The sequence below is a fragment of the Sphaerisporangium sp. NPDC005289 genome, assembly GCF_040607455.1.
In the GTDB taxonomy this organism is placed as follows: Bacteria; Actinomycetota; Actinomycetes; order Streptosporangiales; family Streptosporangiaceae; genus Sphaerisporangium; species Sphaerisporangium rhizosphaerae.
Genome location: NZ_JBEXGS010000007.1, coordinates 136454 through 149833, shown reverse-complemented (window position 1 = coordinate 149833; position 13380 = coordinate 136454). Strand labels below are relative to the sequence as shown.

5 protein-coding genes are annotated in these 13380 nt (G+C 73.9%); 2 read left to right on the top strand and 3 right to left on the bottom strand.

Features of this window, described 5'->3' with window-relative positions; translation table 11 throughout:
* Positions 1-5 precede the first annotated feature (5 nt).
* The 3 genes from ABZT47_RS14750 to ABZT47_RS14740 are packed head-to-tail and all read right to left on the bottom strand — an operon-like array spanning position 6 to position 5513.
* Complete coding sequence (locus tag ABZT47_RS14750) at positions 6-296, bottom strand: phosphopantetheine-binding protein (protein WP_354840973.1); 291 nt, start codon at positions 294-296, stop codon at positions 6-8.
* Entirely contained in the window at positions 293-3712 is a 3420-nt protein-coding gene (locus ABZT47_RS14745) for an amino acid adenylation domain-containing protein (RefSeq protein ID WP_354840970.1), read from the bottom strand. The genes ABZT47_RS14750 and ABZT47_RS14745 overlap by 4 nt, the downstream gene beginning before the upstream one ends.
* Positions 3693-5513 carry a class I adenylate-forming enzyme family protein gene (locus tag ABZT47_RS14740; RefSeq protein ID WP_354840968.1) on the bottom strand — a complete coding sequence of 607 codons (1821 nt, stop codon included), beginning with the start codon at positions 5511-5513 and terminating at the stop codon, positions 3693-3695. The genes ABZT47_RS14745 and ABZT47_RS14740 overlap by 20 nt, the downstream gene beginning before the upstream one ends.
* A 724-nt stretch (positions 5514-6237) precedes the next feature.
* On the opposite strand from ABZT47_RS14740, the gene ABZT47_RS14735 reads away from it, so the two are divergent.
* Both ABZT47_RS14735 and ABZT47_RS14730 read left to right on the top strand, forming a co-directional pair.
* On the top strand, positions 6238-9882 hold the full coding sequence (locus tag ABZT47_RS14735) for a condensation domain-containing protein (RefSeq protein WP_354840965.1): 3645 nt from the start codon (positions 6238-6240) through the stop codon (positions 9880-9882).
* On the top strand, positions 9883-13365 hold the full coding sequence (locus ABZT47_RS14730; protein ID WP_354840962.1) for an amino acid adenylation domain-containing protein: 3483 nt from the start codon (positions 9883-9885) through the stop codon (positions 13363-13365).
* The last annotated feature ends 15 nt before the right edge of the window (positions 13366-13380 follow it).

The window sequence follows — 13380 nt, the reverse complement described above, 5'->3', positions numbered from 1 at the left end:
GCCGCTCACCGGTGGGCGGCCGAGGCGTCGAGGATGTGGGCCACCAAAGAGTCCAGGCCGTCGAGGAAGCTCACGTCGCGGCCCAACTCGACCTCCACCCCGAACTCCTCCTCGATCGCGTCGATCAGGCGCAGGGTGGTCAGCGACGTCACCCCGGCCGCGGTGAACGAGACGCCCGGCCGCAGCACCTCCTCGGCGGCGATCTCGCCGTCCGAGGCCGTCACCACCATGTCGGCGACGCGCCTGCGCACCGTCGCGGCGTCCAGGGCCGCCGGCGTGTCATCAGAGTCGGTCATGTCATCTCCTGTCCGGACGATCTGATCGCGTGTACCACGCCGTCGATGGTAGGGGTGTCGAAGAAGACGTCCAGGTCGACGTCCACCCCGAGGTGCTTGCGGATGCGGCTCGCGATCTGGGTGACGGTCAGCGAATGGCCACCGAGCTCGAACAGGTCCTCGTCGGGCCGTATGCCGTCGAACCGCAGCACCTCCTCCCAGATGCGGGTGACCTCGGCCACCAAGGGATCGGTCTCGGCCGGTGGCGGGGACTGCGGGGCGGTACGCGACGGCGGATCGGGCAGGGCGGCACGGTCGAGCTTGCGCGCCGGAGTCAGCGGCAGGCGCTCCAACTCGACGAAGACGCCCGGCACCATGACGCCCGGCAGCACCCGTGCCAGGTGCTCGCGCAACCGGGCGCTCATCTCCGGGCCCGACGCCGTCTCCGGGTCCGACGCCGTCTCCGGGTCCGACGCCGTCTCCGGGTCCGACGCCGTCTCCGGGTCCGAAGGAGCCGGCGGGACCGACGCGTCTGATAGAGCCGACGGAGCCGACGGAGCCGACCGGTCTGACGGAGTCGACACGTCCGACGCGTTGGACGGGGCCGACGGGGCCGTCTTCGGGACGACGTAGGCGACCAGGCGCTGCTCGTCCTCCCGCAGGACCACGGCGGCCTCGGCGACGAGCGGGTGCTCCAGCAGCCTGGCCTCGATCTCGCCCAGCTCGACGCGGTGACCGCGGATCTTGACCTGGGAGTCGGCCCTGCCCAGGAACTCGATCAGCCCGTCCGGCCGTCTCCTGCCGAGGTCGCCCGTGCGGTACAGCCGCGCTCCCGGCGGGCCGTGAGGGTCCTGCGGGAAGCGTGCGGCCGTCAGCTCGGGACGGTCCCGGTACCCGCGGGCGACCCCGTCCCCGCCGATGCAGATCTCGCCCGGGACCCCGACGGGGACCTGCGCCAGGCGCTCGTCCAGCAGGCGGATCGTGGTGTTGGCGAGCGGGCCGCCGATGGTGACCTCGGCCGGCGTCTGCGGGATCTCCGCGATGGACGACCACACCGTGGTCTCCGTCGGGCCGTAGACGTTGACCAGACGGCCCACCCGGTCGCGCAGCTCCCGTGCCAGCGGCAACGGCAGCGGCTCACCTCCGCTCAGCGCGACCAGGCCCGGCGCGTCGAACCCCGCGTCCAGCAGCAGCCGCCAGCTCGACGGCGTCGCCTGCGCGTGGGTGACGGACTCGGCCTCGATCAGCCGTCGCAGCGCGGCGCCGTCCCTGGTGCTCGCCTCGGGCACGACGACGACCCGGCTCCCTGTGATCAGCGGGAGTAGCAGTTCCAGCGCCGAGATGTCGAACGCCAGGGTGGTCAGCCCGAGCCACACGTCCCCGTCACCTGCTCCGAGCTCGTCGCGCATGGCGAGCAGGAGGTTGGTCAGCGAGCGGTGTTCCACCTCGACGCCCTTGGGCCGGCCGGTGGATCCGGAGGTGTAGATGACGTACGCGAGGTCGCCGGAGGCCGGGGACGCCAGGTTCACGGGGCCGGCCGCGCCGGGCCAGGAGGCCAGCTCCCCGAGCTCCAGCACCGGCACCGGCATGGGCGCCTCGGTGTCACCGAGCGGCTGGGGAGGATCGCCGGCCAAGGTCGCGGACGTGTCCGATGTGATCGACGTGTACCGCCCGTTCGGCGTGTCATGTCCGTTCGGCGTGTTCGGGGTGTCCTGCTCGTTCGGCGGGCCGATGATGCCGGACAGATCCGGGGCGCCGGTGACGCAGGGCGGGCCGCCGAGCCGCTCCGGGGCCAGGACTAGGGAGACCTGCGCGTCCCTCAGGACGAAGGCGAGCCGCTCGGCGGGGTAGGCCGGATCCAGCGGCAGATAGGCGGCGCCCGCCTTCAGGACGGCCAGCACGCCGGCGACCATCTCCGGCGATCGCTCCAGGTGGAGGGCGACGACCTTGCCCGGGCCCATGCCGCGTTCCCGCAGCGCTCCCGCCAGCCGGCCGGCGGCCGCGTCCAGCTCGGCGTAGGTCACCTCACGGTCACCGGACACGACCGCCACGGCGTCCGGGGCCGCCCGGGCGCGCCGCTCGAACAGCTCGGTCACGGTGAGGTCGGGGAAGGTCCTGCGGGTGGCGTTCCACCCCTCCAAGGCCTCCCGTTCCTGCGGGGTCAGCACAGGAAGGTCGCCCACGCGCAGGTCGGGCCGGTCCGCGAGGCTCTCGATCACGGTGCGCAGATGCCCGGCCAGCGCCTGGACCGTGCGCGGGGCTACGGCGTCCGGGCTGAACTGCAAGCCGAGGGTGAGCCCGGCGGAGGAGCCGACCGCCTGGATGTGCAGGGTGTTGCGGGCCGCCCCGCTGAACACCGTCCATTCGACGGTGACGTCGAGCCCGGGAAAGACCGGGTCGGGGTCGCGTTCGCGGTAGCTGAGGGAGACGGGCGCGAGCGCGGCGCGCGGCGCGATGCCGCCGACGGCCTGGGTGAGCGGCACGCGGCGGAACCGGTACACCTGCCGCAGTTCATCGCGGACGGCGCCGGCGAACTCGGCGAAGGTCATGTCGAGCGCGGGACGGGTCACGACCGGCAGTTCGTTGACGAACAGGCCGACCAGGTCGCGGGTGCCGGCCGTCCGGGTGGACATGTCGACCGCGACGACGACCTGCTCGTTGCCGTAGCGGCGCAGCAGGGCGTGCAGGGCGGCGAGCAGGAACTCGAAGTCGGTCACGCCGAGCGCCGTGGCGGCGCGGGCGATGTCGTCGAGCACGACCTCGATCGTCTCGCCGGGTTCGGCCGCCCGCACGGCCCGGGCGGGGCCGGGGAGGATGGGCTCGCGGGGGTCGCTCCACCGGGACCGCCAGAACGCGGCGGCCTCGTCCCGGCTCGCGGCGACCTCCTCGCGCTCCTCCGCCACATACCGGGCGTAGGAGCCGGTGAGGACGGGCAGGCCGGCCGGGGCGCCGGTGACGCGCTCCCGGTAACAGGCGGCGAGGTCTGGCACCAGGACGTCCTTGGACATCCCATCGAAGACCAGGTGGTGCGCGGTGAAGACGAGCACGTGGCGCACCGGGCTCAGCGTGAGGACGGCGAAGTCCGCCAGCGGGCCCCGGTCCAGGTCGAAGGCCCGCTCGACGTGCGCCCGCACGGCGGCGTCGGGGTCCCCTCCGGCCTGACCGGAGAGGTCATGGAGCTCGACGGACGGCGGGACGTCCGCGGGGACCAGGCGGACCTCGCCGTCCCGCTCGACCGGCACGGTCGCGAGCACCGGGTGCCGGGCGAGGACCGCCTGGCACGCCCCGCGCATCGCCTCGACATCCAGGCCGCCTTCGAACGTGACGACCAGCGGCATGCGGTAGGCGTCCCCGGCCGCGCCGGTCCGCTCGGTGATCCAGATGCCGTGCTGGGCGAACGAGGCGGGCGGATGGGTGTCAAGAGGAGTGCGCGGCATGGTCGCCTTCCGGGGTAGCGAGGAGCGTCCGCAGTTCGCGTTTGAGTACCTTTCCCGCGGCGTTCTTGGGCAGGGAGGGGAGGACCAGCCATCGGGCCGGCAGTTCGTGGCCGGCGAGCCGGTCGGCGAGGAAGGCCCGCAACTCGGAGGTGGAGACCCCGGTCCCCTGGACCACCCTCGCCGCCTGGACCATCGCGGAGTCCCGGACATCTCCGGCGTCCGATTCGCCCGTCAGGTCCGCAGTGGCCACGGCATTCGAGGCGGGCTCGGGGTCCTGGACGGTCGCGGAGTCCTGGACGATCGCGGAGTCCTGGACGATCGCGGAGTCCTGGACGGTCGCGGGGGTCGAGGCCGGCTCGGCGCGGGGGACGACGGCGGCCGCGACGGCGGAGCCCATGACGGGGTGCGGCACGCCGAACACGGCCGCCTCGGCGACGGCCGGATGCTCGTGGAGCGCCGCCTCGATGCGCAGGGTCGAGATCTTGAACGCGCCCGACTTGATGATGTCGCTCTCGCGGTCGAGCAGGTACAGGTAGCCGTCCTGGTCGAGATGGCCGATGTCGCCCATGCGCACCCACCCGTCGCGGAACACCCTCCCGGCGGCGTCGCCGTCCCGGTCGTAGCTGCGGGGATCGGTCGGCGAGCGCAGCCAGACCTCACCGGGCGTCCCCGGCGGGACGGGGCCCTCGCCGTCGGAGATCATCAGGGTCCCGCCGGAGGCCGGCCGGCCCACCGAGTCCGGCCGCGCGGGGTCGAAGACCATGGTCGTCTGGGCCGGGGCGGCCTCGGTCGAGGTGTAGTAGTTGACGATGGTCGCCCGGGGGAAGGCCGCCGTGAGCGCCGTGGCGACGGACGGTGCCAGGGCCGCCGCGGTGGACCCGAGCAGCAGCACGCTCGACATGTCGTACTTATCTGTCACGCCGGAGTTGAGCAGCTCGATCGCCATGGAGGGGACGAGGAAGACGGTCCCGACCCGGTAGGTCTCGATGAGCCGGGCGAACCGGGCGGCCGTGAAACGCGGCAGGGTCAACGCGCCCGGACGGGCGTCCAGCGCGTTGATCAGCATCGTCTGCCCCGCGTTCGTGCCGATCGGAAACGCGTGCAGGAAGTACCGGGAGTGGGCGAGCGGGCGGCGGCGCGGGTCGCGCGAGCAGCCGAAGGTCAGGTTGGCGTGACTCGCCACGACCGCTTTCGGCTCCCCCGTCGTGCCGGAGGTGTAGAGGATCTGCGCGGCGTCCCCCGGCCGGACCGACACCTCGTCCAGGCCCCGGACACCGGAGCCGCCGTTCACGCCTACATCGCCGTCCACGCTGGGGGTGCCGTCCGCGCCGGGGCTGAGGTCGGAAAGGGTCACCGTCCACAGGTCCGCCTGTGGCGGAGTCCGTCCCGCGCCGTGGACGACGGCCGCCGCCGAGCTGTGCGCGAGCAGCCGGTGCAGCTCGCCCGGGGGCAGGGCGGCCGCCAGCGGCACCGCGACACCCCCGGCCTTCTGCGCGGCGCAGTAGGCGATGGCGTAGTCGATCCACTCGTTCTCGCCGAAGACGAGGCCGACCCGGTCTCCGTGCCGCAGCCCGCGGCGGAGCAGGCCCAGCGCCGCCTCGTCCGAGCGGCGGTCCCACTCCGCGAAGGTGAGCGAACCGACGTCGTGGACGGTCAGCGCGACGCCCGCGGGTTCGGCCGCGGCGCGGGCGGCCAGCAGCCCCGGCACGGTCGAGATGACGGGGAGGACAGGCGCGGTCCTCGCACGCCCGGCGCGGTTGGCGGGCTTGACGCGCTTGGCGGGCGTCGGCGTCGGAGGCACGTGCGTGGCGGGGTCTCCCAGCTCTGCCGGCGTGGGGGGTTCGGCGGGTGGGCGCCGGCCGGAGACCGGACCTAGGGCGTCCGAATTCGGTCGCAGAACGCCGGAATCCGGTCGCGGGGCGGCGGAATTCGGACGCGGGGCGTCCGAATCCGGTTCTGCGGCACGCACAATGCACCTCCGAGTAATGCGCGCGTGCGAAATTGCGGCGTCACCCGGGCCGGCGCGGACCTCAATCGGAGAACGACCGTCTTCCCCTGTGGTGGAGCATGTGATTCATGAACTCCGAGCGCCCGGCCCCTGATGAAGCAGGCGTTCACTCCCCGTTTCGCCGCCTTTTCGGCTGGCGGACAGCCCCCCTTGGGAGCGCTCCCATATTGCGCTGTGGCCGCAGCCGTGTCAAGGGTCCGCGAGCGCGAAGTCCTTGGTTCCAGGGGTTCACGAGGCGATACGCCCACGGTCACGGACGTCGGGCGGCGGACGCGAACGACCGACCGGGACGGCAACCGACGACCGGCGACGGCGACGGAGCGCACTGGACCGGCGACCGTTCGAGAAGATCGAGCGAGTATTGACAATTCCCATTTCGCGTTCATAGCGTACGGCTCATTGTTCGATACCGCGTAAGTGCGTTTTCTCGCGCACAATGCCTTCGAGGCGACATATCCGCTGCACCGCGCCGCCTCCCACCGAGGAGGAAACCGGACCGCTGAAAGACGAGCTCACCGTGGCCTCACCATCGAAGCCCGCCGACTCCGGCGAGGGCGCCTCTCTGTCATCGCGGCACCGGTCCCTGCTCGCGCGCCGGCTCGCCTACCGGCCGCCGCTCACCGAGGAACCGTCCCAGCCCGGCGACGACCCCGCGCGGCCCGCGATCGACGACGGCCGGTCCGCGCCGGACGGCGCCGGGCCGGCGCGAGACGATGGCCGGTGGGCGCCGGACGACGGTCCGCAGGTGGTGGACGACGGTCGGCGGGTGGTGGACGACGGTCGGCGGGTGGTGGACGACGGTCGGCGGGTGGTGGACGACGGTCGGTGGGTGGTGGACGAGGCGCCGTTGTCCGCGGGGCAGGAACGGCTGTGGTTCCTCCAGCGGTTCGACCCCGCCGACGCGTCCTTCAACATCTTCGTCACCGAGCGCCTGCGCGGTGCCCTCGACATCGATGCCCTCGGCCGGGCCCTGGACGAGATCGTCTCCCGCCACGGGACCCTCCGCACCCGCTTCCGCGGCGAGGAGCGCCCCGTCCAGCAGGTTCTGGCGCCGGCGCCGGTTCCCGTCGAGCACCTGGATCTGTCGGCGCTCCCCGGCGACGACCGGGAGGGGCGGGCGCTCGACCTGGTGGCCGAGCGGACCAACCGGCCGTTCGACCTCGCCCAGGCGCCGCCGCTGCGGGTCTCGCTGCTTCGCCTGTCCGCCGAGGAGCACGTGCTGTGCCTCGTCGTGCACCACATCGTCGCCGACGGCTGGTCGCTGAACGTGCTGTACCGCGAGCTGTCCGCGCTGTACGCGGCGTTCCGCCGGGGTGAGCCCTCGCCGCTGCCGCCGCTTCCCCGGCAGTACGCCGAGTATGTGCGCGCCGTCCAGGACGACGACGGGGCGGGCGACCTGGCGTACTGGAAGGAGCGGCTGGCCGGCGTTCCGCCCCTGGAACCGCCCGCCGACCGGCCCCGGCCGGCCGAGCGGACCACCCGCGGCGCCGTCCATGTGACGCGCGTCCCCCTGGAGGTCGCCGAGGCCGTCGAGCAGGTCGCCCGCGAGCATCGGTGCACGCCGTTCATGACGCTGCTCGCTGCCTACCAGGTGCTGCTGTCCCGCCACACCGGGCAGACCGGCTTCGCCGTCGGCTCCTCGGTGGCCGGGCGCGGCGAGACCGACCTGGAGCCCGCCATCGGGTTCTTCTCCAGCACCCTGGTCCTGCGCGCCGACCTCGACGGAGACCCGTCCTTCTCCGACCTGCTCCGCCGCGTGCGCAAGGACACGCTCGGCGCCCTCACCCACCAGGCCGTGCCGTTCGAGCGGCTGCTGCTGGAACTGCGGGTCCCGCGCGACCTCGGCCGCACCCCGCTGTTCCAGACGATGTTCATCCAGCAGAACCAGGCCGACGCCGAGCACGGACGGCTCAGCCTGCCCGATCTGCGGGTCGAGTCCTTTCCGCCGGGCTTCCGGTACACCAAGACGGACCTGTCGCTGGACCTCACCCGTGACGCCGATGGGCTGTTCCTCGCCTTCACCTACAACACCGACCTGTTCGACGCCGCGACCATCGCCGGGCTGGCCCGCCGCTACGAGACGGTGCTGAGGTCGGTCGCGGCGGATCCGGCCGAGCGGGTATCGCGGCTCGCGGTCATGCCCGCCGACGAGTACGAGCGGGTCCTGCGGACCTGGAACGCCACGGCCACCCCGGTGCCCGCCGCGACCGTGCCCGAACTGTTCGCGGCCCAAGCCCGCGACACCCCGCACGCCGTCGCGGTGAGCGACGCCACGCGGGCTCTGACCTACGCCGCGCTGGCCGCCCGTTCCGACCGGCTCGCCGAGCGCCTGCGCGCCGCCGGGGCGGCCCGGGGATCGCTCGTCGGCGTGCACCTCGACCGGTCGGCCGAGATGGTCGTCGCCCTGCTCGCCGTGATGAAGGCGGGCGCCGCCTACGTCCCGCTGGACCCGGCCTTTCCTCCGGCCCGCGTGGCCTACGTGCTGGCCGACTGCGGGGCGACGGTGGTGGTGACCGGCGAGGAGCTCGAGGAGCGGCTGCCCCACGGCGGGTTCACCTCCGTCCTGGTCCGGGCGGGTGACGACGACGAACGGGCCGACGACGGCGGACGGGCCGGCGATGACGGACGGGCCGGCGATGACGGACGGGCCGGCGATGACGGCGATGACGACGCGTGGACCGGCGACGGCGACGGGCGGGTCGACGGCGGGCGGGTCGACGGATGGGTCGGCGGATGGGTCGGCGACAGCGGGCGCGGCGGCCGGGTGGACGCGGGCCATGACGTCCCCGGCCCCGACGACCTGGCCTATGTCATGTACACCTCCGGGTCGACGGGGTCACCCAAGGGGGTCGCGGTGCCCCACCGCGCGCTGACGAACTTCCTGTGGGGGATGCGCTCGCTGCTGGACGCGCGTCCGGGCCAGGTGTGGAGCGCGGCGACGTCGATGGCGTTCGACATCTCGGCGCTGGAGCTCTACCTGCCGCTGGTCACCGGCGGCCGGGTGGCCGTGGTCGACGGAGCCGCCGGCATCGGCGGCCTGACGGGCGATGGCCCGCCCGGCGCCTGTTCCGCGCGTCCCGCACGGGCGACGCACGTCCAGGCGACGCCGTCGGGCTGGCGCCTGGTGCTCGCGGGCGGCGACTTCGACGGCGCGGCGGTGACCGCGCTCACCGGAGGCGAAGCGCTGCCGGCCCCGCTGGCCGAGGAGCTGCGATCGAAGGTCGCGCGGCTGGTCAACGTGTACGGCCCGACCGAGACGACGATCTGGTCGACCGCCTGGGAGGTGCCCCCCTCCCCCGGCGAGGGCGGCATCGGCCGGCCCATCGCCAACACCACCGTGTACGTCGTCGACGCGGCCATGAACCTCGTGCCGCCCGGCGTGCCCGGCGAGCTGCTGATCGGCGGGGCGGGGCTCGCCCACGGATACCTCGGCAAGCCGTCGCTGACGGCGGAGCGCTTCGTGCCCGACCCGTTCGGGCCCCCCGGCGCCAGGCTCTACCGCACCGGAGACCGGGTGCGGTGGCGCGCGGACGGGACGCTGGTGTTCCTCGGCAGGTTCGACGACCAGATGAAGGTGCGCGGGCACCGGGTCGAGCCGGCCGAGGTCGAGGCCTGCCTGCTGCGCCACCCGCGGATCGGGCAGGCCGCGGTCACCGTGCGCGACGACACGCTCGTGGCCTACCTCGTCGCCACCCCGGCCGCCGCACCCGGCGACGCCGGCCCGCAGGACGCCGGGGCCGATGGGCCGCAGGGCGAGGAGGTGCGGGGCGAGGAGGTGCGGGAGCACTGCGCGCGGACGCTGCCGGCGGGCATGGTGCCGAACCTGGTGGTGTGGCTGGACGCGCTGCCGCTGACCCCCAACGGCAAGGTCGACCGGTCGGCGCTGCCCGAGGCCCGTCCGGCGGCGGCGCGGACGCCCGGCCGCGCGCTCGGGGACGATCCGATCAGCCGGGCGGTCCACGACATCTGGTGCGACGTGCTGCGCCTGGACGGCGCGGGCCCGGACGAGAACCTGTTCGACCTGGGCGGCCACTCGCTGACGATCACCCGCCTGGCGGCCCGCGTCCGCCGGCGGCTCGACGTGGACCTGCCGCTGCGGGTCTTCTACGACACACCGACGATCGCCGGCGTGGTGGCGGCGATCAGCTCCCGGGGGACCTAGATGACCGACGCGCGGCGAGCGGCTCCGCTCACCTTCGGGCAGGAGCGGCTGTGGTTCCTGAACCGCCTGGACCCCGGCGACGCCTCCTACAACATGTTCCTCGCCCTGCGCCTGCGCGGCCGGCTGGACGTCGCCTCGCTGTCCAGGGCCTTCGACGAGCTGGCGCGCAGGCACGAGCCCCTGAGGACCCGCTTCCCCGTGACGGAGACGGGGCCCGTCCAGAGCGTCCACCCGCCGTCGTCGCCGGTCCTTGAGACGGTCGACGCCGGACCGGGGGAAGGACGTCTGGCCGCGCTCGTGGCCGAGCGGACGAACGCGCCCTTCGACCTGACCGTGGACGCGCCCCTGCGGGCAGGCCTGCTTCGCGTCTCCCCCGACGACCACGTGCTGAGTGTGGTCCTGCACCACATCGCCGGGGACGGCTGGTCTCTCGACGTGCTGATGTCCGAGCTGGCCGTGCTCTACAACGCGTTCGTGCGAGGGGAGCCCGCAGCGCTGCCGCCGTTGCCGCTCACCTACGCCGACCACGCTCGCGCGGAGCGGGACGCCGGAATGTCGCCGGACCTTCTGACGTACTGGCGTGACCGGCTGGCGGACGCGCCCGTCCTCGATCTGCCCCTGGACCGGCCCCGTCCGGACTCGCGCTCGTCCGCCGGGGGCTTCGTCGTCCGCCGCGCCGCGCCCGGCCTGCTCGACCGGCTGGCCGCGCTGGCGCGCGAGGAGCGGTGCACGCTGTTCATGGTGCTGCTCGCCGCCTACCAGGTGCTGCTGTGCCGGCACAGCGGGCAGTCCGACGTGTGCGTGGGCTCGCCCGTCGCCGGGCGCGACCGGGTCGAGCTGGAGCCGCTGGTGGGCTACTTCAGCGACACGCTCGTGCTGCGCGGCGACCTTTCCGGCGATCCCACGTTCCGCGAGGTGCTGGCCCGGACCCGTGAGAGCGTCCTGGCCGCCTACGAGCACCGTCCGGTGCCCCTGGAACAGCTCGCGGCGGGCGCGCGGAACGGCCGGGAGCCCGGCATGACGCTGTTCCAGACGCTGTTCACGTTGCAGAGCGCCGGTGACCCGGTCGCCGCCGCCGGCGCGCTCACCGGTGTCGAGGTGGAGGCGGTGGACCCGGGGTTCCGGCAGGCGAAGTTCGACCTCCTCCTCGACCAGCTCGGGGACGTCTCGGTGTTCGGTCACAACGCCCAGGTGCTGGACATCGAGACCGTGGAACTGCTCGCCGACCGCTGGATGGTGCTGCTGGAGCGGATCGCCGACGCCCCGGGGGAGCCGGTCATGCGGCTGCCGCTGCTGGCTCCCGGAGAGCGGGAACGGCTGCTCGCCTGGTCCGACGGCGGCCCGGCCGAACGGTGCCGCGACGACGACCCGGCAGCGCCCTGGTCCGACGCCGGCTCTACGGGACCGGGTGCCGACGACCACATCCAGGGACCGGACGTCCACGTCGACCATGGGGAACCAGGTGCCGGCGTCCACCATGGGGAACCAGGTGCCGACGACCGCTTCCAGGGACCGGACGCTCACGTCCCCCATGGGGAACCGGCTGACCACGACGGTTCCGGGGGACCGCCTGAGACCGGTGGCGCGGTGGAAGCACCCGAAGGCGTGCTCGCGGCCGTGGCCCGGGCCGCCCGCCTGTGGCCGCGGGCGGCGGCCCTCGTGTGCGGCGCGACCGTGGTCTCCTACGGCGAACTGGTGGGCCGGGCGAACGCGCTGGCGGCGCGACTGCGCGAGGCCGGCATGCGGCCCGGAGACCTCGTCGGGGTGAGCATGCCCCGTTCCGTGGACGCGATCATCGCGCTCGTGGCCGTGTGGACGGCCGGGGCGGCGTACGTGCCGCTGGACCCGGCCTACCCGGGAGAGCGGCTTGAGCTGATGGCGTCCGGCGCGGGGGTGCGCCATGTGGTCACCCCGGACGGAGTGACCGCGCGCGAGGCTCCCGAGTCCCCGCACCGGCAGGGCGTTCCCGATGGACACGCCGCCTCGAACCCCGGCGGACACGCCACTCCGGCCGGGCACAACGCTCCCGACGGACACGGCGCTCGTAACGGGCGCAGCGCTCTAGAAGGGCACGGCGCTCGTGACGGACATGGCGCTCCGGTGGACGCCGGCACGGCCTACGTGCTTTACACCTCCGGGTCGACCGGGGCTCCGAAGGGAGTGGCCGTCGGGCATCGCGCGCTGGACGTCCGGGTCGGGTGGATGACCAGGGCGTACGGGCTCGGCCCCGGCGACCGGGTGGTGCAGTTCTCCTCGCTCGGCTTCGACACCCACGCGGAGGAGGTGTGGCCGGCGCTCGCGACCGGTGCGACTCTCGTCCTGCTGCCCGACGGCCCCGAGTCGCTGCCCGACGTGCTGGCGCGCGACCCGGAGATCAGCGTGCTGGACCTGCCCACGTCGTACTGGCACCGGCTCGTCGAGGTGCTGGAGGAGATCCGCTGGCCGTCGCGGCTGCGGCTGGTGATCCTCGGCGGCGAGCAGGTGGCGGCGCCCGCCGTCGGCGCGTGGCTGTCGCGGTTCGGGGACGCCGTCCGGCTGGTCAACACCTACGGGCCGACCGAGGCGACGATCATCGCGACCTGGGCCGAACTGCGGGACGGCGACCACCGCCCGCCGATCGGACGGCCCCTCAGCGGCACCCGGGTCCACGTCCTGGCCGACGATCTCTCCCTGGTCCCCACAGGGGTGCCCGGGGAGCTGTGCGTCGGTGGCGACGGCCTGGCCGACGGGTACCTCGGGCTCCCAGAGCTCACGACGGCCCGGTTCGTCCCCGATCCGTACGGGCCTCCGGGCGCCCGGCTGTACCGCACCGGTGACCGGGCGCGGTGGCGGCGCGACGGGACCCTTGAGTTCCTCGGCCGCCTGGACGACCAGGTGAAGGTCCGCGGGCACCGGGTGGAGCCGGGCGAGGTCGAGGCGCGGCTGCTCCTGCACCCGGGCGTCTCGCAGGCGGCGGTGGTCGCCAGGGACGACACCCTGGTCGCCTACGTCGTCGGCTCCGCCGCGCCCGACGAGGTGCGCGCCCACGCGGCGCGGGCCCTGCCCGGCCACCTGGTGCCGGGCGTGGTCGTCCCGCTGGACCGGCTGCCGCTGACGCCGGGCGGGAAGGTCGACGCGCGGGCGCTGCCCGCGCCGCGCTTCCAGCGGGACCCGGCCGTCGCGTTCGTCCCGCCGCGGACCGACGCGGAGCATCTCGTCACCGCCATCTGGGCGGAGGTCCTCGGCCTGGACGAGATCGGCGCGGGGGACGACTTCTTCGCCATCGGCGGCCACTCGCTGCACGCCGTCCGGGTGATGTCGAGGATCCGGTCGATCGCCGAGCTCGACGTCCCGATCAAGGAGCTGTTCGCGCACCCCACGGCCGCCGCGCTGGCGGCCGTGCTCGAGGAGCTCCTGATCGCGGAGATCAGCGGGCTGAGCGACGAGGAGACCGAACGGCTGCTGTCCGCCGCCCAGGACGCTCCGGCGGAGCCCCGGCCATGACGTGCCGACCCGACG

Coding starts and splice junctions, on each gene's coding strand:
- ABZT47_RS14745 (WP_354840970.1), bottom strand. CDS start 3,712: ATGCCGCGCACTCCTCTTGACACCCATCCGCCCGCCTCGTTCGCCCAG.
- ABZT47_RS14750 (WP_354840973.1), bottom strand. CDS start 296: ATGACCGACTCTGATGACACGCCGGCGGCCCTGGACGCCGCGACGGTG.
- ABZT47_RS14730 (WP_354840962.1), top strand. CDS start 9,883: ATGACCGACGCGCGGCGAGCGGCTCCGCTCACCTTCGGGCAGGAGCGG.